Annotated in this window: 31 protein-coding genes; 6 read left to right on the forward strand and 25 right to left on the reverse strand. The window is 63.4% G+C overall.

Features of this window, described 5'->3' with window-relative positions; translation table 11 throughout:
* Nucleotides 1-52: 52 nt before the first annotated feature.
* The 8 genes from SO140_RS08200 to SO140_RS08235 all read right to left on the reverse strand — a co-directional run bounded on the left by SO140_RS08200 (nt 53) and on the right by SO140_RS08235 (nt 8,800).
* Nucleotides 53-1,309, reverse strand: a complete 1,257-nt coding sequence (locus SO140_RS08200; RefSeq protein ID WP_449378590.1) for a TCR/Tet family MFS transporter — start codon at nt 1,307-1,309, stop codon at nt 53-55.
* Entirely contained in the window at nt 1,306-2,688 is a 1,383-nt protein-coding gene (gene der / locus SO140_RS08205) for a ribosome biogenesis GTPase Der (RefSeq protein WP_449378591.1), read from the reverse strand. The genes SO140_RS08200 and der overlap by 4 nt, the downstream gene beginning before the upstream one ends.
* Nucleotides 2,689-2,738: 50 nt before the next feature.
* The gene (locus SO140_RS08210; RefSeq protein WP_449378592.1) at nt 2,739-3,290 is read right to left on the reverse strand and encodes a hypothetical protein; all 552 of its coding nucleotides are present in this window, start codon (nt 3,288-3,290) and stop codon (nt 2,739-2,741) included.
* 42 nt (nt 3,291-3,332) lie between these two features.
* On the reverse strand, nt 3,333-3,986 hold the full coding sequence (locus SO140_RS08215; protein ID WP_449378593.1) for a tetratricopeptide repeat protein: 654 nt from the start codon (nt 3,984-3,986) through the stop codon (nt 3,333-3,335).
* Nucleotides 3,987-4,155: 169 nt separating this feature from the next.
* Nucleotides 4,156-5,751, reverse strand: coding sequence for a class I adenylate-forming enzyme family protein (locus SO140_RS08220; protein ID WP_449378594.1), 1,596 nt, complete (start codon nt 5,749-5,751; stop codon nt 4,156-4,158).
* 78 nt (nt 5,752-5,829) lie between these two features.
* Nucleotides 5,830-6,414: an NnrU family protein gene (locus SO140_RS08225; protein ID WP_449378595.1), complete on the reverse strand. Its 585-nt coding sequence runs from the start codon at nt 6,412-6,414 to the stop codon at nt 5,830-5,832.
* A 74-nt stretch (nt 6,415-6,488) separates the two neighbouring features.
* A complete protein-coding gene (locus tag SO140_RS08230) occupies nt 6,489-7,061 on the reverse strand; it encodes a UCP034077 family protein (RefSeq protein ID WP_449378596.1) in 573 nt (190 codons plus the stop codon).
* Nucleotides 7,062-7,180: 119 nt separating this feature from the next.
* A complete protein-coding gene (locus SO140_RS08235) occupies nt 7,181-8,800 on the reverse strand; it encodes a peptide chain release factor 3 (RefSeq protein ID WP_449378597.1) in 1,620 nt (539 codons plus the stop codon).
* 156 nt (nt 8,801-8,956) lie between these two features.
* On the opposite strand from SO140_RS08235, the gene sugE reads away from it, so the two are divergent.
* Nucleotides 8,957-9,271 carry a quaternary ammonium compound efflux SMR transporter SugE gene (gene sugE / locus SO140_RS08240; protein ID WP_449378598.1) on the forward strand — a complete coding sequence of 105 codons (315 nt, stop codon included), beginning with the start codon at nt 8,957-8,959 and terminating at the stop codon, nt 9,269-9,271.
* Here the strand turns inward: sugE and SO140_RS08245 are convergent.
* From SO140_RS08245 to SO140_RS08280, 8 genes are all read right to left on the reverse strand, one after another.
* Nucleotides 9,264-10,268 (reverse strand): inorganic phosphate transporter, encoded by a 1,005-nt coding sequence (locus SO140_RS08245; RefSeq protein ID WP_449378599.1) that lies wholly within the window; start codon nt 10,266-10,268, stop codon nt 9,264-9,266. The two genes, sugE and SO140_RS08245, sit on opposite strands and share 8 nt — an antisense overlap.
* A gap of 99 nt (nt 10,269-10,367) precedes the next feature.
* Nucleotides 10,368-11,012, reverse strand: a complete 645-nt coding sequence (locus tag SO140_RS08250; protein ID WP_449378600.1) for a DUF47 domain-containing protein — start codon at nt 11,010-11,012, stop codon at nt 10,368-10,370.
* 155 nt (nt 11,013-11,167) lie between these two features.
* Nucleotides 11,168-12,136, reverse strand: coding sequence for a branched-chain amino acid ABC transporter permease (locus SO140_RS08255; RefSeq protein WP_449378601.1), 969 nt, complete (start codon nt 12,134-12,136; stop codon nt 11,168-11,170).
* A gap of 1 nt (nt 12,137) precedes the next feature.
* On the reverse strand, nt 12,138-13,007 hold the full coding sequence (locus tag SO140_RS08260; RefSeq protein WP_284270329.1) for a branched-chain amino acid ABC transporter permease: 870 nt from the start codon (nt 13,005-13,007) through the stop codon (nt 12,138-12,140).
* Nucleotides 13,008-13,080: 73 nt separating this feature from the next.
* Complete coding sequence (locus SO140_RS08265) at nt 13,081-14,304, reverse strand: ABC transporter substrate-binding protein (protein WP_449378602.1); 1,224 nt, start codon at nt 14,302-14,304, stop codon at nt 13,081-13,083.
* Between the two features lie 36 nt (nt 14,305-14,340).
* Nucleotides 14,341-15,090, reverse strand: a complete 750-nt coding sequence (locus tag SO140_RS08270; RefSeq protein ID WP_449378603.1) for an ABC transporter ATP-binding protein — start codon at nt 15,088-15,090, stop codon at nt 14,341-14,343.
* Nucleotides 15,083-15,838: an ABC transporter ATP-binding protein gene (locus SO140_RS08275; protein WP_449378604.1), complete on the reverse strand. Its 756-nt coding sequence runs from the start codon at nt 15,836-15,838 to the stop codon at nt 15,083-15,085. The genes SO140_RS08270 and SO140_RS08275 overlap by 8 nt, the downstream gene beginning before the upstream one ends.
* Nucleotides 15,839-16,233: 395 nt before the next feature.
* Nucleotides 16,234-16,593 carry an ArsC family reductase gene (locus SO140_RS08280; RefSeq protein WP_449378605.1) on the reverse strand — a complete coding sequence of 120 codons (360 nt, stop codon included), beginning with the start codon at nt 16,591-16,593 and terminating at the stop codon, nt 16,234-16,236.
* 102 nt (nt 16,594-16,695) lie between these two features.
* Between SO140_RS08280 and SO140_RS08285 the strand changes: the two genes are divergently transcribed.
* From SO140_RS08285 to SO140_RS08295, 3 genes are all read left to right on the forward strand, one after another.
* Nucleotides 16,696-17,067, forward strand: a complete 372-nt coding sequence (locus SO140_RS08285) for a tRNA-binding protein (RefSeq protein WP_449378606.1) — start codon at nt 16,696-16,698, stop codon at nt 17,065-17,067.
* A gap of 192 nt (nt 17,068-17,259) precedes the next feature.
* A complete protein-coding gene (locus tag SO140_RS08290; RefSeq protein ID WP_449378607.1) occupies nt 17,260-17,892 on the forward strand; it encodes a TetR/AcrR family transcriptional regulator in 633 nt (210 codons plus the stop codon).
* A gap of 3 nt (nt 17,893-17,895) precedes the next feature.
* A complete protein-coding gene (locus SO140_RS08295) occupies nt 17,896-18,678 on the forward strand; it encodes a sulfite exporter TauE/SafE family protein (RefSeq protein WP_449378633.1) in 783 nt (260 codons plus the stop codon).
* Nucleotide 18,679: 1 nt separating this feature from the next.
* Here the strand turns inward: SO140_RS08295 and SO140_RS08300 are convergent, their stop codons facing one another.
* The 4 genes from SO140_RS08300 to SO140_RS08315 all read right to left on the reverse strand — a co-directional run bounded on the left by SO140_RS08300 (nt 18,680) and on the right by SO140_RS08315 (nt 20,708).
* On the reverse strand, nt 18,680-19,384 hold the full coding sequence (locus SO140_RS08300; RefSeq protein WP_449378608.1) for a glutathione S-transferase family protein: 705 nt from the start codon (nt 19,382-19,384) through the stop codon (nt 18,680-18,682).
* A 122-nt stretch (nt 19,385-19,506) separates the two neighbouring features.
* Nucleotides 19,507-19,653 (reverse strand): hypothetical protein, encoded by a 147-nt coding sequence (locus SO140_RS08305; protein WP_449378609.1) that lies wholly within the window; start codon nt 19,651-19,653, stop codon nt 19,507-19,509.
* Between the two features lie 12 nt (nt 19,654-19,665).
* Entirely contained in the window at nt 19,666-19,983 is a 318-nt protein-coding gene (locus SO140_RS08310) for a hypothetical protein (RefSeq protein ID WP_474799525.1), read from the reverse strand.
* Between the two features lie 65 nt (nt 19,984-20,048).
* Nucleotides 20,049-20,708 carry a DUF429 domain-containing protein gene (locus SO140_RS08315; RefSeq protein WP_449378634.1) on the reverse strand — a complete coding sequence of 220 codons (660 nt, stop codon included), beginning with the start codon at nt 20,706-20,708 and terminating at the stop codon, nt 20,049-20,051.
* Between the two features lie 758 nt (nt 20,709-21,466).
* On the opposite strand from SO140_RS08315, the gene SO140_RS08320 reads away from it, so the two are divergent.
* On the forward strand, nt 21,467-21,823 hold the full coding sequence (locus SO140_RS08320) for a hypothetical protein (RefSeq protein WP_449378611.1): 357 nt from the start codon (nt 21,467-21,469) through the stop codon (nt 21,821-21,823).
* Nucleotides 21,824-21,891: 68 nt separating this feature from the next.
* Here SO140_RS08320 and SO140_RS08325 read toward each other — a convergent pair whose 3' ends face one another.
* From SO140_RS08325 to SO140_RS08340, 4 genes are read right to left on the reverse strand one after another with little or no spacing between them, the layout of a single operon-like run.
* Nucleotides 21,892-22,146, reverse strand: a complete 255-nt coding sequence (locus SO140_RS08325) for a hypothetical protein (RefSeq protein WP_449378612.1) — start codon at nt 22,144-22,146, stop codon at nt 21,892-21,894.
* Nucleotides 22,143-22,883 carry a DUF899 domain-containing protein gene (locus tag SO140_RS08330; RefSeq protein WP_449378613.1) on the reverse strand — a complete coding sequence of 247 codons (741 nt, stop codon included), beginning with the start codon at nt 22,881-22,883 and terminating at the stop codon, nt 22,143-22,145. The genes SO140_RS08325 and SO140_RS08330 overlap by 4 nt, the downstream gene beginning before the upstream one ends.
* A gap of 34 nt (nt 22,884-22,917) precedes the next feature.
* Entirely contained in the window at nt 22,918-23,451 is a 534-nt protein-coding gene (locus SO140_RS08335; RefSeq protein WP_449378614.1) for an SRPBCC family protein, read from the reverse strand.
* Between the two features lie 11 nt (nt 23,452-23,462).
* Complete coding sequence (locus SO140_RS08340) at nt 23,463-23,810, reverse strand: ArsR/SmtB family transcription factor (protein ID WP_449378615.1); 348 nt, start codon at nt 23,808-23,810, stop codon at nt 23,463-23,465.
* Nucleotides 23,811-23,955: 145 nt separating this feature from the next.
* Between SO140_RS08340 and SO140_RS08345 the strand changes: the two genes are divergently transcribed.
* The gene (locus SO140_RS08345) at nt 23,956-24,657 is read left to right on the forward strand and encodes an RtcB family protein (RefSeq protein WP_449378616.1); all 702 of its coding nucleotides are present in this window, start codon (nt 23,956-23,958) and stop codon (nt 24,655-24,657) included.
* Here the strand turns inward: SO140_RS08345 and SO140_RS08350 are convergent.
* On the reverse strand, nt 24,620-25,807 hold the full coding sequence (locus SO140_RS08350) for a serine hydrolase domain-containing protein (RefSeq protein ID WP_449378617.1): 1,188 nt from the start codon (nt 25,805-25,807) through the stop codon (nt 24,620-24,622). The two genes, SO140_RS08345 and SO140_RS08350, sit on opposite strands and share 38 nt — an antisense overlap.
* Nucleotides 25,808-25,938: the final 131 nt, after the last annotated feature.

Raw genomic sequence — 25,938 nt, forward strand, 5'->3', positions numbered from 1 at the left:
ACGCTTCCGCCATCGCTCTTCGAGCTACGGCGGACAAGTCGCTCTGCCCACCCTACGAAGCCGCCTTCGTCGCGACCAGCGTCCGCATCGCGATCATCACCGCTATGATCATCAGCACCGCAGCAAGCAAGAACGGCGCGCCGGGCAAATGCCAGAGCGCGCTGCCGCCGATGAAATAGGAAAACGTCAGCGTGAACAGGAAGGGCCCTACGAGCTGCGACACACTCTGTACGCTCGTGGTTGCGCCCTGCAATTGTCCCTGCTGATCAGGTGCGACGAGCCGCGTCATCAGCGATTGCGCGGCCGCGCCTGATACGCCCCACAGCGACATCACGGGAATGCCGAGCCAGAATAGGGGGCCGGTCGGCGCACTCCCAAAGATCAGAAAGCCGATGGCACCGCAGCTCAAACCCAGGAGCAGCGCGTTGCGCTCGCCGAGCGCGCGCACGATTGGGCCGACGCCGAGCCCCTGCACCACCATGGCGCAGATGCCGACCATCGCGAGCGTGAGGCCGACGGTCTTGGAATCCCAGCCATAACGATAGGTCGCATACAGGACGAAGGTCGAGGGCAGCACGACGTGCGCCACCTGCGCGGTGAAATTGACGACGGAAAGGCCCGCGAGCACCGCGTTCGAGCGCAACAGATGCAGCGCGCCGAGCGGATTTGCCCTACGCCAGCGGAACGGCGCGCGCCTATCCGCAGATAGTGATTCCGGCAGGATCAGGAGGCCATAAACCGCGTTGGCGAAGCTCAACGCCGCCGCAGCCCAGAACGGCAGCCGCGGATCGATATCGCCGAGCAGACCGCCCAGCGCCGGCCCAAAGATGAACCCCGCACCGAATGCCGCACCGATCCTGCCGAAGACCGCAGCGCGGCGCTCCGGCGGTGTCAGGTCGGCGATATAGGCAAAGGCGGTCGAGATGCTCGCCGATGTGATCCCTGAGATGATGCGCCCGATGAACAGCCAGATCAGGGACGGCGCAAGGGCCATCAGCACGTAGTCGGCGGCGAGGCCGAAGTTCGACAAAAGCACCACCGGCCGCCGGCCGAAGCGATCGGACAGCGCACCCAGCACCGGCGAGAACACGAACTGCATCAACGCCCATGCGGTGCCGAATAGGCCGAAGATGCGGGCCGCGTGCGCGGTGTCGTTGCCGACGAAACTCTCGATGAGCTTTGGCAGGATCGGCATGATCACACCAAGCGCGAGCATGTCGAGGAGAATGGTGACGAAGATGAAGGCGACCGCACCGCGCCGGATCGGCGCGGCATCCGAGCCTATCGCCTCACCCGCCTCGCCGCTCACGACAACCGCTTGCGCTTGTGCGCAAACGGGTTGGCCTTCTCGCGCAACGTGATCCGTACCGGCGTGCCCGGCAACTCGAAGGCATCACGCATGGAGTTGGTGAGGTAGCGCAAATAGGCCTGCGGGACGGCATCGGCGCGCGAGCAGAACAGCACGAAGCTCGGCGGGCGCGCCTTGGTCTGGGTGATGTAGTTGAGCTTCAGCCTGCGCCCCGAAACCGCCGGCGGCGGGTTGGCCTGGATCGCCTGCTCGAACCAGCGGTTCAGGGCCGAGGTCGGCACGCGCCTGTTCCAGACCGCATAGGCATCCTGGATCGCCTGCATCAGGCGGTCGATGCCTTCGCCCATCAGGCCGGAGACGGCGACGATCGGCACGCCCTTGACCTGCGGCAGCCAGTGATCGGCATCGCGGCGCAGGTTGGAGATCGCGCCGCCGCCCCTGCTCTCCATCAGGTCCCATTTGTTGACCGCCAGCACGACGGCACGGCCCTCACGCTCGATCAGGTCGGCGATGCGCAGATCCTGCTCCTCGAAGCGGTGCTGCGCGTCCATCATCAGCACGACGACTTCGGCAAAGCGCACGGCGCGCAAGGCATCGGCGACCGAGAGCTTCTCCAGCTTCTCCTCGATGCGCGAGCGGCGGCGCAGGCCCGCGGTATCGAACACTCGGAAATCGCGCCCCTTCCAGTTGATCTCGACCGCGATCGAGTCGCGCGTGGTGCCCGCCTCCGGACTGGTCAAGAGGCGCTCCTCGCCGAGCAGATGGTTGATCAACGTCGACTTGCCGGCATTGGGGCGGCCGACGATCGCAACCCGGATCGGACGCCTGGCGGCCTCCTCCTCGGACAGTTCCTCCTCGTCCTCGCCCTCATCCTCATCGAGCGGCTCCGGCATCAGCCTGCTCAAGGCATCGTAGAGCTCGCCCATGCCCTCGCCGTGCTCGGCGGAAATCTGGATGGGATCGCCGAGGCCCAGCGCAAAGGCTTCCATCGCGCCGGCGTCGCCGTGCTTGCCCTCGCTCTTGTTGGCAACCAGCAGCACCGGCTTGTTGGCACGGCGGGCGAAATCGGCAAAGGCGCGATCGGTCGGCGTGAGGCCGACGCGCGCGTCGATGACGAAGAACAGTGCGTCGGCTTGCGCGATCGCGGCCTCGGTCTGCTCCTGCATCCGCGCGGTCAGCGACCCCTTGGCGCCTTCGTCGAGACCGGCCGTGTCGATGATGGTGAATGCGAGATCGCCAAGCTTTGCATCGCCCTCGCGGCGGTCACGGGTCACCCCGGGCAGGTCATCGACGAGCGCGAGCTTCTGTCCAACCAGGCGGTTGAACAGCGTTGACTTTCCGACATTGGGCCGGCCGATGATGGCGATCGTAAAAGACATTGGTCATTCGTGCGCTGCCGGGGCTGCGCCTGTCAATGCAGTGAAAAATGTCAGCGCGTAAAGCTGCCGCTCGGCATCGGCGCCGGGAAAGCTCCCTGCGACTGCTGCTGTGTGGTCTGCGTCGCTTGCGCGGGCTGGGTGGTCTGATCCTGATCCTGCGGCGGCGCGGTGGTGCGCTTGCGCACGATCTTCTGCTTCGGTGGCGGTGCCGCTGCGGGCGCTGCTTCGGGTTGGGCCTCGCCGTCGACTTCGCCGGCCGGCGCTGCGGCGGCTGCCGCCGGCTGCTTGGTCTTCTTCGACTTCGCGGCCTTGGCGGATTTCGGCGGCTCGGGCGGCGGGGCTGCGGCAGCAGCAGCCGCGGCGTCCGCATTCTGCTGGTCCTGTGGCTGCTGTGCGCCCTTGTAGAGGTCTCTCGGCACGCCCTGCTCCAGGCCGGGCACGCCCTCGGGGAAGACCGGCTTGCGATCGCCCGGCAGCTTCTTCTTGGTGTCGAGCCAGTCCATGAGGTCGCTCGGATCGAACCCGCCGCTCGAGCAGCCGCCAAGGAGGCCCGAGAAGGCGATCAGAACAGCGGCTGCGATCAAACGTTGCGTACGGCGCATCTCAAGTCTCGTTCAACTGTTCTCGCAACTATTCTTGGGCCGTCAGCTCTTGGCGACCGGCGGCAGCAGAGCCTGCAAGGCCTCGGCGCGCGAGCGCAGGCCCTGCGGGGTTTCACCATCCTCGGCGATTGCATCCAGCCATTTGCGTGCGGCGGCTGCGTCGCCATTGCGCCAGGCCGACAGGGCCAGCAGTTCACGTGCGCTATGGCGGAAGGTGGAGCCGGCCGCGGCGGATGCCTCCAGCCGTTGCTGGATGTCGGCATAGGCCGCGGTGTCGATCAGAAGCCCTGCGGCGCGGAGTTTTGCGAGCGCTTGCTGCTCGGCGCCAGCAGTGCTGTCGGCTGCGATATCGTCATACATCTTCACGGCAGCCTTGGGGTCGCGTGCAGCTGCCTCAGCCGCGGCGCGCAAGCGCGCCAGCGTGCGATAGCCCCGGGGAGCCTTGGCCGCGAGCTCGGTGAAGGCCGCCTCGGCCTCGGCATGCTTGTTCTGCTCGGACAGCTCCACGGCCTTCTCGAAGGCGGCACCGGCCTCGGCGGCCTTCTTGGCCTCCAGGTACTGGTAGCCGCGCCAGCCACCGACGGCGGCCACGACCAGCACCATCAGGGCGATGAAGTAGATCGAATACTTGTCCCACAGCTTCTTGAGCTGTTCGCGACGTACTTCCTCGTCGACTTCGTCAAATAATTCAGACACTTATGCTAATCCCATGCCCGGCCGGGAGCGCGCGCCATAGCGTTCGCGTGAGGAATCCCGTCCCCGCGTCGCGGCTGCGATACGCTATCGATATGGCGGTGGCAAGGCAAAGCGAGCCGGATCAAGGCGTTAACCCTCCGCCGTGGCCCCTACCGGGTTCCGGCGCGGTTCATGATCCGGCCAGAGCCTCTCGCAGCTTCCGCTTGAGCACCTTACCATTGGCGTTGCGCGGCAGCGGCTCGGCCGTGAGGACGATCGTCTCCGGCACCTTGTAGTCGGAGAGCTGCTCGGCGCACCAGGCACGCAGCGCCTCGCCTGCGACCGCTTCACGCGTGACGACCACCGCATGGACGCGCTCGCCGAGCACCGGACACGGTTTTGCGATGATCGCACTCTCGACCACCGCCGGATGTCCGGCCAGCACTGATTCCACCTCGGCGGAATAGACCTTCAGGCCGCCGCGGTTGATCATGTCCTTCTGGCGGTCGAACACGCGGACGAAGCCGTCGGCATTGACCGAGCCGAGGTCGCCGGAGTGCCAGAAGCCGCCGGTAAAGCTCTCGGCGGTCGCCTTCGGATTATTCCAATAGCCCTTGATCACGGACGCGCTTCCGATCCAGAGCTCGCCGATCTCGCCGCGCGGCAGTTCGCGCCCCTCTGCGTCAACCGCGACGATCCGCGCGCCGGGACAGGGCAAGCCGACACTGTCGATGTGGCGTGCGGTAAGCTCGCCCGGCATGATCGTCGACGGCGACGTGGTCTCGGTCGCGCCATAGCAGTTCATCAGCTCCAGGCCGGGAATTTTTTCGTCCAGCTTCTCGATGGTCGCGATCGGCATCGGCGCACCGCCGAAGCCGCCAATGCGCCAGCTCGACAGATCATAGCTGTCGAAGTCCGGCTGGAGCAGACAGAGATTATACATTGCCGGCACCATCACCGTGTAGGTGACGCGCTCGCGCGCGGCGAGCTTGAGATAGTCGGCCGCCCTGAACTCCGGCATGATGATCAGCGTACCGGCGCAGCGGATCATCGTCGTGATGTTGGCGACGATGCCGGTGACGTGGCCGAGCGGCACCGCCGCGATCGAACGATCCGCCGCCGTGAGCTTTAGGCAAGATACGAAGACAATCGAGGAATGGATGATGTTGCAATGGGCGAGCATCGCGCCCTTGGGCTTGCCGGTGGTGCCTGAGGTGTAGAGGATCATCGCGGTATCCTCTTCGCCGACGTGCGCCGGCGTAGCCGCAGGCGCGTGATCGCTGAGATCGGAGAAGCGCGACAAACGCACGTCATCGTCGACCGCGATACGATCCGCCACATCGGGGACATCGCGCGGCTCCGGGAGACGGTCGGCCAGCACCGCCTCGTGGATCAAGACCTTGGCACCGCAGTCGGCGAGCACATAGGCAATCTCGGGTTTCTGCTGGCGCGTGCTCAGCAGTACGGTGACGAGGCCCTCATGCGCAGCAGCAAACAGGATCAATGGAAATTCGATGCGATTGCCGAGCAGGAGCGCGACGCGGTCGCCACGTTGCAGGCCGAGCCTGCGAAGTCCGGCCGCGATCCGCGCCGACTGCTCGACGGCCTGCCGCCAGGTCAGCCTGGCATTGCCGCAAATCAGCGCTTCACCGTCGGGATTGCGATCGGATGCTTCCGCGATCATCGCCCAGAGACTTGCCGGCCGCTCGCAGAATGTACTCACGATGCGATCTCCGAAGCGCGCCTCGAGCCGCATCGGGGGAAGCTGAGATTGCGACCAGTCCATCGGGCGGCTCCCGGCTTGCTATTCTCGTCACTTTTCCCGCACGGACAGCCGCTCTTGTCTTGCGCTGATCGGCTGGCGCTAGCCTCCCATCACGGGAACGCCGATCACGACGGGATGGAAGGCAAAGGCGAGCGCCAGATAGGCGACGACACCGACGGCGACGGCGATCAGATCGTTGGTGACACCGCCAACCGGAATCGGCGGGCCGCCAGCATCCTTGCGATGCTTCAACGAGATCCGGTCATACACCGCCCAACCGAGGAACGAGCCGAACAAGATGATGGAGCCGAGATCGCCATTGGCCAAGAGATGCGCCGCCGCCCACAGCTTGATGCCGGCCAGCATCGGGTGCTTCAGCGTCGCATAGATGCGGCCGCGGATGTAGGACGCCACCACCAGGATCACGGCCGGCAGCATCAGCGCGACGGTGATGTGCTTCAGGAAAGTTGGCGGCTCCCAAACATTCCACATGCCCGCCGCGCGATAATGGGAAAAACCCCAGACGATCAGCGCAAGGCCGGCCAGCGAGACCAGCGCATAGAGGATCTTGTAGGTGCCCTCGCCCAGCCGCGCGATCGCCTGAGCGCGCGCCTCGCGCTTGGTCGTGAACGTGTGGGCGGCGAAAAACAAAGCGAGCCCCAGGATCATCACCAGCAGACCCATGACGTCCTCCCCTCAACTAGCGCCGTCTATCGGGTAACACCTGAAGCCCATCGCCCGCAATGCGTCATTCGCGGTCATTGCTTTGTCGTGGGGGGCGTCAACTCGCGATTGTCGACATAGCGGATCGCGATCGGCCGTCCGGCCAGCGCCCCGGCAAAACCGTCGGTGAGCTTCAGCGGCAGGCAGGCATTCAACGACGCGTTGATGGCATCTAGGTACGTGGTTCGCGTGTCCGCCGACGCGCCCGCCGTCGCAAAGGTCAGGTGCGGCGGGCCGATGAGCCTGCCCGACCTGTTGAGGCTGAAACGTACCGACATCTGCATGCCCTCCCGCGCATTGTCGGTCGAGGGAGGCGACCAGCACGAGCGCAACTGCGCGAACAGGTCGCTGATCGTGTCGAGGTCATGATCCGGCTTCTGGTACTTCGCGCTGTCGGCCTGCGATGGAACCGTCTCGACCGTGACCTGGAGCGTCTCGCCGAACGGAAAGGGTATCTCGGTGATACAGGGTCCCTGAAATGGACCGCCGCAAGGCTCGTAGGAGAAAGGCTCGTTGAAGTAGGGACTCGAATGGAAGTGTCGGTACCGTGCATCGGCAGAGACCGGTGTTACCGTCACCAAGAGCAGGATAAGGATGCAGCGCCACATGACCGCCAGACCGCAATGCCACATGCTTCAAACGTGGCACCGGCCGTCGACGCGTCAAGCCCACCGGCGTTCACATGCGCGCGTTCGGTTCGGGCATGACAGCGGAGAGTGGGCTCCGCCTACCCCTTCTTCTTCACGTCCTTGACGTTGGCGAACTCGATACCCTCGGCGCGCTCCCGGGTATAGCCGAGATAGAATTCGTTCCGTGCCAGATACACGGGATCGCCATCGACATCGTCAGCGATGCTGGACGTGTTGGCAGCGATGAAGGTGTCGAGCTTCTTGCGGTCATCCGAGGAGACCCAACGGGCCAGCTGGAACTCGCTCACCTCGAACTCAACCGGCAACGAATATTCCGCCTCGAGCCGCGCCTTCAGCACGTCGAGCTGCAGCGCGCCGACGACGCCCACCAGCGCCGGCGCGCCGTCGCGCGGGCGGAACACCTGCACCACGCCCTCTTCGGACATCTGCTGAAGCGCTTCCTTCAGCTTCTTCGCCTTCATCGCATCGGTAAGCCGGACGCGGCGGACGATTTCCGGAGCAAAACTCGGTACGCCGACGAACGTGAAATCCTCGCCTTCCGTCAGCGTGTCACCGATGCGCAAGGTGCCGTGATTGGGAATGCCGACGACGTCGCCGGCGAAGGCTTCGTCGGCGACCGAGCGGTCCTGCGCGAAAAAGAATTGTGGGCTCGACAGCGGCATGCTCTTGCCGGTGCGAACCAGCTTGGCCTTCATGCCGCGGCTGAGCTTGCCCGAGCACAGCCGCGCGAAGGCGATGCGGTCGCGATGGTTCGGATCCATGTTCGCCTGGATCTTGAACACGAAGGCGCTCATGCGTGGGTCGGTTGCTTCGACCTTGCGCTGGTCGCTTTCCTGCGCGCGCGGCTCGGGTGCGAACTTGCCAAGGCCTTCCAGAAGGTCGCCGACGCCGAAATTGCGCAGCGCGCTGCCGAAGTAAACGGGCGTCAGATGGCCTTCGCGAAACGCCCCCAGATCGAATGGCTTGGAGGCCGCGGTGACGAGCTCGAGCTCGTCCTTGACGGCGGCAACATCGAGATTGGCGTTGAGCTTGGTCAGTTCCTCGATCTCGGTCTGCTGCGCAGCACCCGTCTTGGCGCCGCCGCCCTCGAGCAGGCGTACGCCGCCATTGACGACGTCATAGGTGCCGAGGAAGTCGCGGCCCCGGCCGACCGGCCAGGTCATCGGCGTGGTGTCGAGTGCCAGCGTCTTCTCGATCTCGTCGAGCAGCTCGAAAACGTCGCGGCTCTCGCGGTCCATCTTGTTGATGAAGGTGATGATCGGGATATCTCGAAGACGACACACCTCGAACAGCTTTCGGGTTCGCGCCTCGATGCCCTTGGCAGCGTCGATCACCATGACGGCGGAGTCGACGGCTGTCAGCGTGCGATAGGTGTCTTCCGAGAAGTCCTCGTGGCCGGGCGTGTCCAGGAGGTTGAACACCAGGCCCTCGAACTCGAAGGTCATGACCGAGGTGACGACGGAGATGCCGCGCTCGCGCTCGATCTTCATCCAGTCCGAGCGCGTGTTGCGCCGCTCGCCCTTGGCCTTGACCTGGCCTGCAAGGTTGATGGCGCCGCCGAACAGCAGCAACTTTTCCGTCAGCGTGGTCTTGCCGGCGTCCGGGTGAGAGATGATCGCAAAGGTCCGCCGCCGCGCCACTTCGGTAGCAAGCGGGGAACGGGCCGGCGATTCGGCTGTGATGGCGATGTCGGACATGGCGGGAGCGTTTGGCAGGGAAAACGGGCCTAATCAAGGGTCATCTGGTGATTGCGGGGCGCCTCGGCCAGTCCCATATCCACCCCGGGAAGGACGACCTTCCTTTAATCGGCACATTAGTCGCGGGGACGACCCTGCCTTGAACGAAGGGGCGTCATGGCCTGGACTATCCTGTTCGTCGCCGGTCTTTTGGAGGTCGGCTGGGCGATCGGCCTCAAATACACAGATGGTTTCTCGCGGCTCGTTCCATCCGTGCTCACGCTCGCCGCCATGGCCGGCAGCGTCATCCTGCTCGGATTGGCGCTGAAGTGGCTGCCGATTGGAACCGCTTACGCGGTCTGGACCGGGATCGGCGCGGTCGGCACCGCAGCCCTGGGGATCATCCTGTTCGGCGAGCCGGCCACGGCGCTGCGCCTCGCCAGCATTGGGCTGATCGTGGGCGGCATCGTCGGGTTGAAGCTCGTTACCTGAAAAACTGCACCGCCCACCAGGAGAGTCCCGCGACGATCGCGGACGCCGGTATCGTGATCACCCAGGCATAGACGATCGAGCTTGCCACGTTCCAGCGCACCGCCGAGACACGGCGGGCGGCACCGACACCGACGATCGCGCCGGTGATGGTGTGGGTGGTCGACACGGGCACGCCGAGAAAGGTCGCCATGAACAGGGTTGCCGCACCGCCGGTCTCGGCGCAAAAACCCTGCATCGGCGTGAGCTTGGTGATGCGCAGGCCCATCGTGCGCACGATCCGCCAGCCGCCCATCAGGGTGCCCATCGCCATCGCCGCCTGGCACGACAGCACCACCCAGAACGGCACGTAAAACTCACCGCTCAGTTGGCCCTGCGAGAAGAGCAGCACGGCGATGATGCCCATGGTCTTCTGGGCGTCATTGCCGCCATGCCCGAGCGAATAGAGCGAGGCGGAGGCGAATTGCAGGATGCGGAAGGCGCGGTCGACGGCGAACGGCGTCGAGCGCACCGAGGCCCAGGAGACGATCGCAACCAGCATCATCGCCAGAAGGAAGCCGACCAGCGGCGAGAGCACGATCGCCAGCACGGTCTTCGTCAGCCCGCTCCAGACCGCGGCCGAAATCCCGGCCTTGGCCATGCCGCCGCCGACGAGGCCGCCGATCAACGCATGTGACGACGACGACGGAATGCCGAGCGCCCACGTGACGATGTTCCAGATGATAGCGCCGACAAGAGCCGCAAAGATCACCTGGGCGTCGACGATCGAGGGATCGATGATCCCCGTGCCGATGGTCTGGGCGACGTGCAGGCCGAACACCATGAAAGCGACGAAATTGAAGAACGCAGCCCAGAACACCGCGAATTGCGGCCGCAACACGCGGGTCGAGACGATGGTGGCTATCGAATTGGCGGCGTCGTGCAGGCCGTTCAGGAAATCGAACAGCAGCGCGACTGCGATCAGTCCGACCAGGATGGGAAGACCCAACACGGCATCCACGGCGCGGTTCCTGTTTTAAGATTTGCGCATGATCTCGGCGCAAACGCGCTCCGCGTTTGTCGCGAGGGAAAACCGCTGCACACTTTTCCGGATCATGCGCTAGACCTGTTCGATGACGATGCTGTTGATCTCGTTCGCGACGTCGTCGAAGCGGTCCGCGACTTTCTCGAGGTGATCGTAGATCTCGACACCCACGATGAAATCCATCGCGTTGCCGTCGCGGTGCTTCAAGAACAGCTCCTTCAGCCCGATGTCATGGAGATCGTCGACCCGCCCCTCCAGCTTGGTCAGTTCCTCCGTAATGGCGGTCAGCATGGCGACGTTCTTGCCGATCTCCTGAAGCAGCGGCAGCGCGCGGCCCACCAGGTTGGCGCACTCGATCAAAAGCCCGCCGATCTCACGCATCGGCGGCTCGAAGGCGCGGACCTCGAACAGCATCACAGCCTTGGCGGTCTGCTGCATCTGGTCGATGGCGTCGTCCATCGAGGTGATCAGGTTCTTGATGTCGCCGCGGTCGAACGGGGTGATGAAGGTGCGGCGCACCGCGGTCAGCACTTCGCGCGTGATGTTGTCGGCATCATTCTCGAACTGGTTGACGCGCTGGCAATAGACCGGCGTCTCCTCGCCGCCGTTCAGCATGCCCTGGAGCGCGATGGAGCCGTGGATCACGGTCTGGGCGTGGCGGTCGAACAGATCGAAGAACCGTTCCTCCTTGGGAAGGAAGGCGCGAAACCAACGCATCATGGGGATAATTGCCGGGTTGAGATTGGCCGGTCCGGGAGGACTGTCACCAAATTGTCATAGACCATTTTCAGGCCGCGCGCGTGCCACGTCACGTCGCCCGAAGCACTTCATCCACCACTTTCAAGAACCGCGAAAACAGGCTTTTGATCAAATGCTTACAGAGATCTCCGGAAGTAATGCGCGATTTCGCCGACGACGCCGCGGCGGAAGGTGAGCACGCAGATCACGAAGATCGCGCCCTGAATCACCGTCACCCACTGGCCGTAGCTCGCCAGGTACTGCTGCATGGCGATGATCACGAAGGCGCCCACCACGGGCCCGAAAATGGTGCCGAGACCGCCGACCAGCGTCATCAGCACCACCTCACCGGACATCGACCAGTGCACGTCCGTGAGCGAGGCGTTCTGCGCCACGAACACCTTCAGTGAGCCCGCAAAGCCCGCCAGCGTGCCTGAAAGGATGAAGGCCAGCAGCTTGTACTGATCGGTGCGGTAGCCCAGCGAGATCGCGCGCTGCTCGTTCTCGCGGATCGATTTCAGGACCTCGCCGAAGGGCGAGTTGATGATGCGGTAGATCAGCAGGAAGCCGGCGAGGAAGCCGACCAGCACGACGTAATAAAGCATCGTCGCCTTGGAGAGATCGAAGATCCCGAACAGATGGCCCTGCGGAATGCCCTGAATGCCGTCTTCGCCATGCGTGAACGGCGCCTGCAAGTAAATGAAATAGAGGAGCTGCGACAGCGCCAGCGTGATCATCGAGAAGTAGATGCCCTGGCGGCGGATCGAGATGTAGCCGGTCACGATCGAGAGCACGAAGGCTGCGGCAACGCCAGCGAGAATACCGAGCTCCGGCGGCAGCGCCCACACCTTCAGCGCATGCGCGCTGCAATAGCCGGCAGTGCCGAGGAACATCGCGTGGCCGAACGACAAGAGGCCGCCATAGCCGATCAGCAGGTTGAAGGCGCAGGCGAGTAGCGCGAAGCACAGCGCCTGCATCACGAAGAACGGATAGATGCTGGTGAACGGCACGGCAGCCAGGGCCAGCGCCATGAATACGAAGACGATCATTTCGTCGCGCATCGCGCGCGCCGTCACTGGCAAGGTGTCGTCAGTCAAGGCTGTCATATCAGGCCGCCCTTCCCGTCAGTCCCGTTGGCTTCACAAGCAGCACCAGCACCATCAGCACGAACACGACGGTGTTGGAGGCCTCAGGGTAAAAATACTTGGTCAGGCCTTCGATCACCCCGAGCGCGAAGCCGGTGATGATCGAGCCCATGATCGATCCCATGCCGCCGATCACCACCACCGCGAACACCACGATGATGAGGTCGGCACCCATTAGAGGCCGCACCTGGTTGATCGGCGCGGAGAGCACGCCGGCGAGCGCGGCAAGGCCGACGCCGAGCCCGTAAGTCAGCGTGATCATGCGCGGCACGTTGATGCCGAAGGCGCGCACCAGCGTCGGGTTTTCGGTCGCGGCGCGCAAATAGGCGCCGAGCTGGGTCTTCTCGATCAGGAACCAGGTCGCAAGGCACACCACCAGCGAGAAGACGACCACCCAGCCGCGGTAGATGGGCAGGAACATGAAGCCGAGATTCATGCCGCCCTTGAGCTGGTCGGGAATGGCATAAGGCAGACCGGACGAGCCGAAGTAGTTCTGGAACACGCCCTGGATGATGAGAGCCAGACCGAACGTCAACAGCAGGCCATAGAGATGATCGAGCCCGGTCAGCCATTGCAGCATGGTCCGCTCCAGGATCATGCCGAAGATCCCGACCACGATCGGCGCGATGATCAACGCTGGCCAGTAGCCGATACTGAGGTAATCATTGTTGAGCAGGAAATACGCGACGAACGCGCCCATCATGTAGAGAGCGCCATGGGCGAAATTGATGATGTTCAGCATGCCGAAGATCACGGCAAGCCCGAGACTGAGCAGCGCGTAGAACGAGCCGTTGATCAGTCCCACCAGTAGCTGTGCATAGAGAGCCTGCATCGATCCCGCACCCAGTCCCTTCAGCGTTCCTCATGTGGTTCGCCGGCATTGGCCGGCGAACCGTTATTGCCGCTTACTTCTTCAACAGCGCGCACTTGCTTTCGGACAGCGGTGTGAAGGCCTGATCGCCCGGCACCGTGCCGACCAGCTTGTAGAAGTCCCACGGCGCCTTGGATTCGGAGGGCTTCTTCACCTCGAACAGATAGGCGTTGTGAATCTTGCGGCCGTTCGGCTGGATCTCGCCCTTGCCGAACAGATCGTCCTCGGTCGGCATCGACTTCATCTTCTCGACGACCTTGACGCCGTCGTGCGGATTGCCGCCAAGCGCTTCCAGCGCCTTGAAGTAATGACGCAGGCCCGCATAGACGCCCGCCTGCACCATGGTCGGCGGAGCGCTGTTCTTCATCTTCCCGGCGAAGCGCTTCGAGAAGGCGCGAGTCTGGTCGTTCATGTCCCAGTAGAAGGTCTCGGTGAAGTTGAGGCCCTGCGCGGTCTCGAGCCCGATCGCCTTGACGTCGGTGAGAAACAGAAGCAGCGCGGCGAGCTTCTGGCCGCCCTTGGTGATGCCGAACTCGGCCGCCTGCTTGATCGAGTTGGTGGTATCGCCGCCGGCATTGGCAAGGCCGATGACCTTGGCCTTGGACGACTGCGCCTGGAGCAGGAAGGAGGAGAAGTCCGGCGTGTTGAGCGGATGCTTGACGCCGCCGACAACCTTACCGCCATTGGCCAGCACCACCGCCGTCGTGTCGCGCTCGAGCGCCGCGCCGAAGGCGTAGTCGGCAGTCAGGAAGAACCAGGTGTCGCCGCCCGCCTTCACCAGCGCTTGGCCCGTGGTATGGGCGAGCATATAGGTGTCATAGGTCCAGTGCACGGTGTTGGGCGAGCACTGCGCATTGGTGAGATCGGAGGTCGCAGCACCCGAATTGATGTAGACCCCGTTCTTCTCCTTGATGACGTTGTTGACGGCCAGCGCCACGCCGGAATTCGGCACGTCGACGATGACATCGACCTTGTCGACGTCGAACCATTGCCGCGCGATCGCGGTGCCGATGTCCGGCTTGTTCTGGTGATCACCGGAGATGATGTCGATCTTCCAGCCCTTGGCAACAAGGCCGGAATCCTCGACCGCCATTTGCGCCGCCAGCGTCGAGCCGGGGCCGCCGAGATCGGCGTAGAGACCGGACTGATCGGACAGCGCGCCGATCTTGACGGTCTTGTCCTGTGCGCAAGCGGCGCCCACTGCTGTGAGCGACAGCGCGGTGCCGAGCAGAAATGACGCAATTGACCTGGTCTTCATGCAACTTTCCTTTTTTGAAGTTTCTCGTTGGCAGTTCTAGACGCCGAGATAGGCGTGGAGCTTGTCCATATTGGCAGCAAGCTCCGCATTGGAGAATCCGTCAATGATCTTGCCATGCTCGACGACATAATAGCGGTCGGCGACCGTGGAGGCGAAGCGGAAGTTCTGCTCGACCAGCAGGATGGTAAAACCCTCCTTCTTCAGCCGCGCAATGGTATGGCCAATCTGCTGGATGATGACGGGTGCAAGACCTTCCGTCGGCTCGTCCAGCATGAGGAAGCTCGCGCCGGTGCGCAGGATGCGCGCAATTGCCAGCATCTGCTGCTCGCCTCCGGAGAGTTTTGTCCCCTGGCTGCTCAGGCGTTCCTTGAGGTTCGGAAACAGCTCGAAGATCTGGTCGAGCGACAGCCCCCCGGCCCGCACGATCGGCGGCAGCATCAGGTTCTCGCGCACGTCGAGGCTCGCGAAGATGCCGCGCTCCTCGGGGCAGAAGGCAATCCCCATGCGGGCTATCTTGTCCGAGGTCGCGCGGATGATCTCCTGGTTGTTGAACCGCACCGAGCCGGTGCGCTTGCCGATGACGCCCATGATCGACTTCAGCGTGGTCGTCTTGCCGGCGCCGTTGCGCCCGAGCAACGTGACGACCTCGCCCGCATTCACGTCGAAATTGATCCCGTGCAGGATGTGGGACTCGCCGTACCAGGCCTCTAAGTTGCGCACCTGGAGGATATTGCCGCCGGTCGTTGCAGCCTTCGCCGGTGCCTCGGCGATCGCAGTGTCAGGCATGACCGGCTCCCAGATAGGCTTCCTTGACGCGCTCGTCCTTGGTGAGCTCGCTATAATGGCCTTGAGCAAGCACCTGCCCGCGCGTCAACACGGTAATGATGTCGGAAAGATTGGCCACGACGCTCAAATTATGCTCGACCATCAGGATGGTGTATTTCGCGGAGATGCGCTTGATCAGCGCCGCGATCTTGTCGATGTCCTCGTGGCCCATGCCGGCCATCGGCTCGTCCAGCAGCATCATCTCCGGATCGAGCGCGAGCGTGGTTGCGATCTCGAGTGCGCGCTTGCGCCCATAGGGCATCTCGACCGCGGGCGTGTTGGCAAACTCGCTGAGGCCGACATCGTACAACAACTCGCGCGCGCGATCGTTGAAACGGTTGAGCACGGACTTGGAGCGCCAGAAATCGAACGAGCTGCCGTGCTGGCGCTGAAGCGCAACACGCACGTTTTCCAGCGCCGTGAGATGCGGAAACACCGCCGAGATCTGGAACGAGCGCACCAATCCCATGCGCGCGACGTCGGCCGGCGCCATCGCGGTGATGTCCTGGCCTTTGTAGAGGATTTTTCCGGCAGACGGCCTGAGGAACTTGGTCAGGAGATTGAAGCACGTCGTCTTCCCGGCCCCGTTCGGACCGATCAACGCGTGAATGCTCCCACGGCGGACCTTGAGGGCGACATCGCGGACGGCGAAGAATCCCGCGAACTCCTTGGTCAGCCCTTCCGTTTCGAGAATGAACTCATCGGCCAAACAAATTTCCCCCTGCCCGCGCGACGCGCTGGCCGCGCGTGGCTTTGCTTATTGCTATCGGCTTTCCGGAAGCCTTGGAGCCCTTTCCGGAACGCCGCCTCCGGCGGCGGAATATGCCGGAGGTGACGGGGGTTAGGCAAGGCGGAAAGCTGTGCCGGTCACATTGCCGACCCGCGGGACAGATGCTCCCTTAGTCGAAGACATTGATGTCGCACCTGCCGATGACCTCGCGCGCAAAGCACCGGTCATCCAAGCCGTCGTTAACGGTCTTTCGCAGGCTCCGCCAGCCCGCTCCGTCAGTCGCCAATCGATCAGGCAACGTGATCTCCTGAACCAACCGATGACAGAATCACCCACGTCATCGCGTCAACGAAGACGATCAGCGAAGCTCGCCTTTAGCGTTTCTTGGCGCCGACTTCCTTGGCATAGATGTCCGGCTTGAATCCGACCAGGAGCTTGCCGCCCGTCTCGAGGACGGGCCGCTTGATCATCGAGGGTTGCGCCAGCATCAATGCGAGCGCCTTCTTTTCGTTGAGGCCCTCCCTGTCGGCCTCGGCAAGCTTCTTGAAGGTGGTGCCAGCACGGTTGAGCAACGTCTCCCAGCCGACCTTTTCGCTCCACGCCTTGAGCTTCTCTTTCTCGACGCCAGCGGCCTTGTAGTCGTGGAAATCATAGGCCACTCCGTTGGAATCCAGCCAAGCGCGCGCCTTCTTCATGGTGTCGCAGTTTTTGATGCCATAAATGGTGGTGGGCAAGGCCGCTCCTCATGCATGGGTCGCGTGACGATGATCGGCGTTGTACGAAACTACGGCGCGCCCCACAATATTCGCCACCCAGCTCGCCACACGGATTTCACCATGCACGTCAATCACGATTCCACTGCCGCCGCGGCGCCGACCATCGACTTCGACACGTTTCTGAAGGTCGACATCCGCGTCGGCACCATCGTCGACGCAAAACCGTTCCCCGAAGCGCGCAGGCCTGCATGGCGGTTGTGGATCGATTTCGGCCCCGTGATCGGCGTGCGCAAGAGCTCGGCGCAGATCACCGAAAACCATCCGTTGGAAACGCTGGTGGGACAGCAAGTCGCAGCCGTCGTCAATTTTCCTCCGCGCCAGATCGGGCCGGTTGTCTCCGAGGTGTTGACGCTCGGCTTCCCCGACGCCGAGGGCAAGGTCGTGCTGATGCAGCCGAGCAAACCCGTGCCGAACGGCGGCCGGCTGTTCTAGCCACCTCAGTCCACCAGCCAACGTAACGTCGTTCGATTTCTGGCATGCCAGCGATGGCCGGCTTGACGAGGTCGATCGTCAGTGATAAAATGACTGACTGATCGGTTTTTATAATTTCGTTCTCCTCGAACGAAGAAGGATAAAGCTCAATCAAAACGATCATCTGGTCAGTTATTTAGCGAGCGAGCCGTCATGCCGAAGATCAGCGAAAGACAGCGTGAGAACCGCCGCCAGCAGATTCTCGAGGCCGCCCTCGCCTGCTTTTCCGAAAACGGCTTCCACCAGACCGGCATGGCCGACATCGTCAAACGGTCCGGGCTGAGCCACGGGGCCGTCTACCTCTACTTCCAGAGCAAGGACGATCTCATCGAGGCGCTGGCCGACGACCGGCATCGCCGCGAGGCCGTGCTCAACTCGGTCGCGCATGGGTCGGCCGATCCGCTGGAGCATTTGCAGGCGCTGGTCCGCGTCTACGCGCAATGGCTCACCGATCCCGCCGGCGAGGCGCGCCGGCGCGTCGGAATCCACGGCTGGGCCGAGGCCCTGCGCAACCGCCGCGTCCGCGCCAGCGTCGTCGAAGGCATCGACATGCCACGCGCGCTGATCATCGCGTTGGTCGAGCGGGCCCAGCACGATGGCCTCATCAAGCGCGATCTCGGCGCGGATGCGATCGCACGCGTGCTGATCGCGATCTTCCAGGGCTTCGTACTGCAGAAATGCTGGGGCGAGGAGCTCGACATCAATGCCTGCATGGCGGCCGTCACCGGCGTGATCGACGGCTTCCGCACCACCAAACCCGACGTCGAACGAACGACCAGGGCTTGAATGATGTCCTGGATCCATGACCTGCTCGCAGGTGTCGGCGTAGGCCTCGTCGGAGGGGTGACGTCGGGCTTCATGGGCACGAGCCCTGGTGGCGGTCTCGTGATCTTCTGCGTGCTGCTGCTTGGCGCGGAGCAGCACATCGCCCAGGGTACTTCGCTAATCGCCCAGGTGCCTCCGACGGGCCTCGCCGGGGTGCGCCGCTACTGGCAGAGCGGTAATCGCAGCCCGTTGCAATGGATCGCCTGGATCGGCACAGGATTTCTCGTCGGCGGTGCGAGCGGCGGTTACACCGCGGCCGCGGTGTCCGACTCGGTCTTGCAATGGACCTACGTCGTCTACCTCGTTGCGCTCATCGCAGCGCTCGTTCTGCGGCGTGACCGCAAGGACGCCAGTAGCGAGGTTGGTGATCCCGACAAATTGCCCGGGCTCCCACTGTTCCTCATCGGCACGCTGGCCGGCTTCTCCTCCGGCTTCATGGGCATCGGCGGCGGACTTGCGATCACTGTCGGCCTCGCCGCGGGCCTGCGCGTGCCGCAGCATCAGGCCCAACTCGTCAGCCTCATCTTCTCGGTCATCCCGACCAACATTCCGGCGGCCTGGATCTACTGGAGCAAGGGGCTCGTGGTCGGTTGGCCGGCCATCATCGGTATTCTCGCCGGCCTTTGGATCGGCACCGATCTCGGCGCACGCATGGCCAATGGCGTGAGCAAATCGGTGCTGCGCCGGATCATGATCGGGCTCGTCTCGCTGATGGCACTCTACATGACCTGGAAGGCGTTGAGCTGATTCAGGGCCGCTTCGGAATGTTCAACCCGCGCTGTACGGCCGGACGCACAAGGCCGCGTTCGAGCCAGGCCGCGACCGACTTGAACTGGCTGAATTCGACGAGATCGCCAGCGCCATAGAATCCGATGAGATTGCGAACCCAGCCGAGCATGGAAATGTCGGCGATGGTGTAGTCGTCGTCCATGAACCACTGCCGGCCCGCAAGATGCATCTCCATGACACCGAGCAGGCGCTTGGACTCGCCCACGTAGCGCTCGAGCGGCCGCTTGTCCTCAAAATCCTTGCCGGCGAATTTGTGGAAGAAGCCGACCTGGCCGAACATCGGCCCGATGCCGCCCATCTGGAAATGCACCCACTGGATGGTCTGGTAGCGGCGCGCCGCGTCCTGCGGCAGAAGCTTGCCGGTCTTCTCGGCGAGGTATTGCAGGATCGCACCGGATTCGAACAGCGGCAACGGCCTGCCGCCGGGACCGTTGGGATCGAGGATCGCCGGAATCTTGCCGTTCGGATTGAGCGAGAGGAATTCCGCCGTCTTCTGGTCGTCCTTGCCGAAGTCGACGAGATGCACCTCGTAAGGCAGCCCGATCTCCTCGAGCATGATCGAGACCTTGACGCCGTTCGGCGTCGGCAGGGAGTAGAGTTGAAGGAGTTCGGGATTCTTCGCGGGCCAGCGTTTGGTGATGGGGAAGGTTGAGAGATCGGACATCAGGACCTTGGATGCGTGTGTTGGAGCGCATCTAATGTAGGCGAGGCGTGGAACGACGCAAGATCACTGGTTGTGCCTGCACGTTCTGGTCACGAGGTCCGGCGCGGGGCGGCCCGACGCATCTATGGTGGCAGCCTCATCATCGCTGCGATCGGAGTCATCGTCTCATGTTGCAGCCGATACTCCATGAACCATTGCCCCGTCACCAGCAACATCGCCGTAAAGGCGATCGCAAGCATCGCGGTCGCCAATTGGCTGACATCGTTCATTGCATTTGTCCCTCAGCAAAACTTGATGTCTAAACGCTGGCTCGTTCTGCATGTTCCCTGCTCCCGCGAAAAGATTGCCACTCTTTCCCATTCCGAATACCAGGCGGGCACTCTGTTCCGACCCCAGAGCGAGGGACCATTGAGCCATGCCGGCGTTATCGGGAGATGAACATCGAGAAGCACGCCTTGCTCGATCACGCCGAGCGCTGTCGCCGGGTCGCGGACGACCTTGCCCATAACGAAGCCGTGCGACGGCTGCGGGCGATGGCCGAGGAGTATGAAGCCAGAGCTTTGAGGCTGGAGCACCAGGAAGGTCAACTTCGGCAGCATCTCAAGCAGCGCCGTGCGTGTCTCGGCCGCACCGAAGGTCGAAGCGATCGGGGAGCTGATTGCTCTCAATAGTTGATCTCCATCCGCAACCCGCGCGGATCAGGATCTTCGCCATCGAGGCGTCTGGTGCTGTCACGCGCAGCGATCGCGCAGGCACATGCATCGATCAGATCGTCACGCCCGATGCCGGTGCCGTGACGCTGCATCAGCCATTTCCGGAGCTTGGCAAAGCCCTGCTTCTCCAGCAGTTGAATGCGCCGTTCGCGCCCGGTCGCCGATGTCTTTCGTTCCAGCCTGCACTCGCCCGCGAGAGTCCAGAAGATCAACTCCGGATGCGCTTCGCAGATCGTCGTCTGACGCTCCGGTGTCATGACATCATCGAGCTCTCTGATCTTGTCCCTGATGTTCCAGAGCTGGCACGACACGCCCTTGTCGCCCCGCTGCCAATAATGCCGGTTCGCGGCTGCCATGTCCGGAAACGTCCAGAGATCGCGACGCGCGCCAAGAAAGACGGCAGCGCCGATCAGCTCGCGGGCACGAAGATCGCAGACCCGATAGCCTGTCTCCTTCAATCCGATGGGCATGTCGATCATCGCGCGCTGGTGTGGGATGGCGAGCAAGCGCGTGAGGCCCGGCGCATAGTCGAACCCATGATCGCCACGCCCATCAATCCAGGCCGCGACCCACCCCAACCGAAAGCCGTCCAGGCCGAGATAGTTTGGCATCCCCTCTTCCGCCTGCTTCATGTCTTCGAGCACGCTTGAACATCCGCAAGTTGCGAGCGTATGTCCCGCGCCCTCGCGAACACTTCCGTTCGCGAAACGACCATGAACCGAGTGATGAACCACCGCTACGAAAGATTTGCGCGACTGTCGAACGGTCTCGGACCGATCGATAGCGCATGCCCGGCTCATGGGAGCGATCTCGCTTGAAAGCGAGATCGACAGTCCGCTTCTCACGACCCTCCCGAGCCAGCCGCTCCGGAGGGTTTTTTGTTGCCAGCCGCGCGGCCCGTTCGAACTTCCCGGCAAATGCCGGAACGGGAGACCCGGATCCCGGGGCTCGCGCTCGAGAGGCGCGTGCCCAAGCGCGCGGGGCCTGCCGGAGGGAACGAGGCGATGAGCCGGACACCGATGGCAGAGCGAACCCGAATGATTCGCAAACAGCGGCGCGTTGACAGCGCCGCGATAGAATTTTCGTGAATCGGTTTGCCGCGATCTTCGCGGCTCAACCGACGCTGGTGGTGAAGATGTCGGATACTTCCTCCACGGTGAAGCGGGTTCGAATCCCGCCTTTGACGCACGCACCGGGATGCGGCCTCGGAAAGGCTTGCACGCGGCCCGGCGCAGTTTCTCTCCGCAAGGAGAGCGCTGTGTTGCTGTCACTTAAAGCCGATATCGCCCGTTCCCCAGGGTACCCATCTAGGCCGATGCGAATGCTTCGGCGCAGTCGGGAATGACGCGCGCGGAGGCCGCGTGCAGCCTTGCGATCCTCGCCCGCGGTCTGCGGTGAGGTCGAGATCTTCACCTTCAGCAGTGAGGTGGTGAAGGTCCCTCCCCGCCGCGGCTTTGCGCTGAGGGATGCGATCATCAACTCGCAGGCTCATAGCGGGACCTATCTCGGCAAGGCGGTGTCCGAGATCGACCGCAAGGGCGACCGCCTGATCGTCTTCACCGACGAGCAGAGCCACGACCGCGTGCCGGATCCTGCGGCGAGCGGAACGCTGGTCAACATCGCCTCGTATCAACACGGCGTCGGCCACGGCGGCTGGACCCGCGTCAACGGCTTCTCGGAGGCCGTGGTCGCGTGGATCGCGGCGTCGGAGACGACGCTGCACTGATGCGTCCCACGAACGACCCGGGCGCGGCATCCCGCGCCCGGGTCACTTGGTTTGACGATCTTGCGCTCTTACGCTTGGCCTTCACCCACGCGAGACAGCCTGGCGCGGCTACCGACCAACTTCAGCCAGGGCGCCAGATGGACGGCACTCATCAGCAGGTACATCGGGACCATTCCACCGAACGGCGACGCCCCCGCTGTCGAACACAACGCATCCGGCGATCCGCCGCCAAGAACGGCCGTCAGCAGCGCCATGATCGCGAAGGTCGGCGCGGCCGCGAGGCGTAGCCAATTGGCCGCGCCGATCGCCGCGGTCTTGCTCACGACTTTGCGCTCTGTTTGCGGAACGCCGCCTCTCCGGCATCCGACACCTCGACCCATCTCTTGTCGGGCGCCGCACCTGCCTCGTAGTTGTCATGCCAGTTCCACCACTTGTAGGTCGGCGTCTGGGGATAGCCCTCGGGCGAGTCTTCCCACACCTCTTGCCGGCCGAGCGGCGTGATGTCGAGGTAGTTCCAGGTACCTCCCATCTGCTCATCGCCGCGGTTGTTGATGAAATAGGTGCGGAAGATTTTGCTGCCGTCGCGGAAAAACACGTTGGTGCCGTGCCATTCGCCGACGCCGAAGTCAGCGTCGAAGCTGTCCGTGATCGTGTACCAGGGCATCTCCCATCCCATCCGCGCCTTGAGGCGTGCGATGTCCGCCTGCGGCGCACGCGAGACAAAGACGAGCGTGGTATCGCGCGCGTTCAGATGAGCGAGATGGGCGACCTGGTCGGCCACCATGGAGCAGCCACGGCAGGCGTGGTCCGGCCAGCCAAACACGCCCGGCTCGAAGAATGCGCGGTAGACGATGAGCTGATGTCGGCCCTCGAACAAGTCGAGCAAGCTCGCTTTACCCGTGGGTCCCTCGAACGCGTAACTCTTCTCCACCGCGAGCCACGGCATCCGCCGCCGCTCAGCGGCCAGTGCGTCACGGGCTCGGGTTGCAGCCTTCTCCTTGACGAGCAACTGCTGACGCGCAGCTTCCCACTCCTGCGCCGAAACGACATGAGTCTGCATAGCTGACCTCCTGTTTGTTGTTTGGTGCGTTCCGTCAGGCCGGCAGCCGCCGGTCGTAGTCCTGCTGAAGCCGGGCCCAGCCATCCCAGAACGGCGCCGGCTCCTCGCCGGAGATCCGCGCGACCAGAATGTCGAGATGCATGTGCCAACCGGCGCCGACCTTGAGCATGGTCGGGCGGTCGGGCAGACGACGATGGATCACGGTGAGCACCACGCCCTTTCCCTTCGGCTCCAGCTCGAAGGTCACGTCGCCGCTGTTGCTCCAGGCAATCGAAAGCTTTCGCGGCGGATCGCACTCGGTAATCCGACTCTGCATCCGATGCTCTTCGGGAAAGCCGGCCGGGCGCCTGCTCGGGGGATCGTTGAGCTCATCGTTGCGCCAGACGAGCTCGAAGGGCGCTCCGACCCTGGTCTCCATCACGCCCGCCGCCAGCCATTTGCTGCGAAGGTCGCTGTCGGTGAGATACGCCCAAACGCGCTCGATCGGGCCGGGCAGCAGGCGCTGAAGCTTCAGCGTCGTCGGTTCGATCAGTTCGCCATAGGCATCGGGCTTGGTCTTTGCATCCATCGTTCTGCTCCTCACTTCTTTTTTGCCTTCGCCTCGTCTTCGGCGCGCAGCAACGCCTCCAGCGAGTCGAGCCTGTCATTCCAGAAGCGTTCGTAACGTCGCAACCAGGCATCGGCTTCGGCGAGCCGTGCAGCTTGCAGCCGACACAGATGGGTACGGCCGCGGATCGTGCGTGTGACGAGGCCTGCATTCTCGAGCACCCGAACGTGCTTCGAGGCACCCGCGAAACTCATGCTGAACGGTGTCGCAAGCTCCCCGATCGTGAGCTCCCGTTCCGCCAGATGACCAAGCATTGCCCGCCGCGTTGGATCCGCGAGGGCATGAAAAACGGCGTCTAGATGCGAGAATTGCTCAACCATATGGTTTAACATAATCGGTCGGGATCGATTGTCAACCGATCGGTTTAATTATTTTTGAGTTCCGGCGGCTCTGGGCAACTCGAGCCAGCCGGCAAGGACCCGAGCGAGCCAGACGGCGCGCGCGGAATGAAGTAGGAGCAAGACCATGCGACGACCCGACCCCTACCAGGAACGTGCCCGCGAACTGTGCCTCGCCGCCGGCGTCGATCCGGATTCGCGCGTTGGCGAAGGACGCGGCCAGCCGGCCTGGTGTCTCTGTCGAGATGCCGCGCGGAAGGAGCAGCTGGCACGCGAGACCAGCGCGGCCGCGAGCGAGATCGCGAACCTCCGCCCGCAAGATGATCGCTTCAAGAATGCACCGCTGAAGATCTTCGGCGAGCATGATGAGGCGACCGTGGCGCAGATGCGCAACTGCATGGCGGTCGGCAACGTCGTATCCGGCGTGATCTGCGCCGACGGCCATCTCGGCTACGCCCAGCCGGTCGGCGGGGTCATCGCGTATGAGAAGCAGATCAGCATCTCCGGCGTCGGCTTCGACATCGGCTGCGGCAACATGGCTGCGCGTCTCGACACGTGTTTCGAGAACATCTCGGCGATCGTACCCACGATCATCCGCGACGTCGCGAAGACGATCTCCTTCGGGGTCGGCCGGGCCAATGCCGAGCGCGCCGAGCAGGAGCTGTTCGACGATGGCGATGCGTGGCGTGAGAGCGATATGGAAGCGCATCGGCAGAGGCAAATAGTAAAGTGGGAGGCGATGCCTCCCACTTCGTTTGCGCCGTTCGCTTCCAGCGATCTTCGCGGGGGCGTTAGCCTGCCCCAAGCGCCTCATAAGCGAGGCGCTTGAACTCAAAGAAGAACGGATTCCAGAAGCCCATCGCGCGCTGCGCCATCAGCACGCCGGCCGTATTGGCCGCTGGGCATATCCACCAATGTGTGCCGGCGACGCCGCCCCACTGGAATTCGCCAGTCGAATTCGGGGGATCAAAGGGCGACGGTGCGAAGGTGACGGCGCCGCCGAGCCCAAATCCCTTGCCGGGAATGGTCCCGAGGTTCGCAAAACGGATGGTCTGGCCATTGCCAAGCTGGTTCGTCATCATCTGCCGCAGCGTCTCGGGCTTCAAGAGTTCGCCCGATCCCGGCAACAGCGCCCGCACCAGCGCGAGCATATCCGGCAGGGTAGAGACCAGCCCGCCGCCGCCCGACAGCCGCGGGAACGGCCGGCGATAGGCTTGCGGATAGGGCTGATCGTCGATCCGCCAGAGGCCCGGTTTCATCGGATCGAGCACATCGGCGCCGCGATAATAGGCGACCAGCCTGCCCTGCTCGGCTTTCGGCACGGAAAAAACGGTATCGACCATGCCGAGTGGATCGAAGATGCGCGCCTTGAAGAAGGCATCGAGCGCCTTGCCGGAGACGACCTCCACGACACGGCCGAGCACGTCGGTCGCAACCGAATATTCCCAGCCAGTGCCGGGATGATAGGACAGCGGAAGCCTGGCGAGCCCATCGATCATGTCGCCGAGCGACGTCAGCGGATTGAGGACGCGCGCCTCGTTGTAACCCTTGAACAGCACCGTGCCGGGATCAAATAACCCGTAGCTCAGGCCCGATGTATGCGTCAGCAACTGGCGGATCGTGATCGGGCTGCGCGCCGGTTCGACGTCGGCGAGGCTCGTCGCCCTCTGCTTCAGCACCTTGCGATTGCCGAGTTGCGGCAGGAATTTCTCGATCGCGTCGTCAAGGCCGATGCGGCCCTCCTCGACCAGCAGCATGATCGCGCAAGTGACGACGATCTTGGTGTTGGAAAACGCGCGGAAGATGTGATCGGGCCGAAGCGCCACGTTCGCCTCGCGATCAGCCAGCCCTACGCATTGCTGGTCGACGACATCCCGCCCGCGCAGCACCGCCCAGGACACACCGGCGACGATCTCCTGATCGACGTAGCGCTGCATTGCCGTCCGTGCGGCGGAAAATTTGGGTGTCCTGGCGTCCATCTGCTGCTGTCTCCGTGAGCTGGTTGACATCGATACAACGCCGAATCCCCGGCAGGAAAGCCCTTCCTTCAAGCTGGCGCCGGTGCATGCCAGCGCCGACATTTTTGTTTCGCCGCGTGTTCATTTGGATG

It is taken from the genome of Bradyrhizobium sp. UFLA05-108, assembly GCF_059803455.1.

Bases quoted from the DNA above. Each gene is read 5' to 3' on its own strand.
- der (WP_449378591.1), bottom strand. From the start codon at position 2,688: ATGTCTTTTACGATCGCCATCATCGGCCGGCCCAATGTCGGAAAGTCA.
- SO140_RS08210 (WP_449378592.1), bottom strand. From the start codon at position 3,290: ATGCGCCGTACGCAACGTTTGATCGCAGCCGCTGTTCTGATCGCCTTC.
- SO140_RS08220 (WP_449378594.1), bottom strand. From the start codon at position 5,751: ATGGACTGGTCGCAATCTCAGCTTCCCCCGATGCGGCTCGAGGCGCGC.
- SO140_RS08225 (WP_449378595.1), bottom strand. From the start codon at position 6,414: ATGGGTCTGCTGGTGATGATCCTGGGGCTCGCTTTGTTTTTCGCCGCC.
- SO140_RS08230 (WP_449378596.1), bottom strand. From the start codon at position 7,061: ATGTGGCGCTGCATCCTTATCCTGCTCTTGGTGACGGTAACACCGGTC.
- SO140_RS08235 (WP_449378597.1), bottom strand. From the start codon at position 8,800: ATGTCCGACATCGCCATCACAGCCGAATCGCCGGCCCGTTCCCCGCTT.
- sugE (WP_449378598.1), top strand. From the start codon at position 8,957: ATGGCCTGGACTATCCTGTTCGTCGCCGGTCTTTTGGAGGTCGGCTGG.
- SO140_RS08250 (WP_449378600.1), bottom strand. From the start codon at position 11,012: ATGATGCGTTGGTTTCGCGCCTTCCTTCCCAAGGAGGAACGGTTCTTC.
- SO140_RS08255 (WP_449378601.1), bottom strand. From the start codon at position 12,136: ATGACAGCCTTGACTGACGACACCTTGCCAGTGACGGCGCGCGCGATG.
- SO140_RS08260 (WP_284270329.1), bottom strand. From the start codon at position 13,007: ATGCAGGCTCTCTATGCACAGCTACTGGTGGGACTGATCAACGGCTCG.
- SO140_RS08265 (WP_449378602.1), bottom strand. From the start codon at position 14,304: ATGAAGACCAGGTCAATTGCGTCATTTCTGCTCGGCACCGCGCTGTCG.
- SO140_RS08270 (WP_449378603.1), bottom strand. From the start codon at position 15,090: ATGCCTGACACTGCGATCGCCGAGGCACCGGCGAAGGCTGCAACGACC.
- SO140_RS08285 (WP_449378606.1), top strand. From the start codon at position 16,696: ATGCACGTCAATCACGATTCCACTGCCGCCGCGGCGCCGACCATCGAC.
- SO140_RS08290 (WP_449378607.1), top strand. From the start codon at position 17,260: ATGCCGAAGATCAGCGAAAGACAGCGTGAGAACCGCCGCCAGCAGATT.
- SO140_RS08295 (WP_449378633.1), top strand. From the start codon at position 17,896: ATGTCCTGGATCCATGACCTGCTCGCAGGTGTCGGCGTAGGCCTCGTC.
- SO140_RS08300 (WP_449378608.1), bottom strand. From the start codon at position 19,384: ATGTCCGATCTCTCAACCTTCCCCATCACCAAACGCTGGCCCGCGAAG.
- SO140_RS08305 (WP_449378609.1), bottom strand. From the start codon at position 19,653: ATGAACGATGTCAGCCAATTGGCGACCGCGATGCTTGCGATCGCCTTT.
- SO140_RS08310 (WP_474799525.1), bottom strand. From the start codon at position 19,983: ATGCTGCCGAAGTTGACCTTCCTGGTGCTCCAGCCTCAAAGCTCTGGC.
- SO140_RS08315 (WP_449378634.1), bottom strand. From the start codon at position 20,708: ATGCCAAACTATCTCGGCCTGGACGGCTTTCGGTTGGGGTGGGTCGCG.
- SO140_RS08330 (WP_449378613.1), bottom strand. From the start codon at position 22,883: ATGCAGACTCATGTCGTTTCGGCGCAGGAGTGGGAAGCTGCGCGTCAG.
- SO140_RS08335 (WP_449378614.1), bottom strand. From the start codon at position 23,451: ATGGATGCAAAGACCAAGCCCGATGCCTATGGCGAACTGATCGAACCG.
- SO140_RS08340 (WP_449378615.1), bottom strand. From the start codon at position 23,810: ATGGTTGAGCAATTCTCGCATCTAGACGCCGTTTTTCATGCCCTCGCG.
- SO140_RS08345 (WP_449378616.1), top strand. From the start codon at position 23,956: ATGCGACGACCCGACCCCTACCAGGAACGTGCCCGCGAACTGTGCCTC.
- SO140_RS08350 (WP_449378617.1), bottom strand. From the start codon at position 25,807: ATGGACGCCAGGACACCCAAATTTTCCGCCGCACGGACGGCAATGCAG.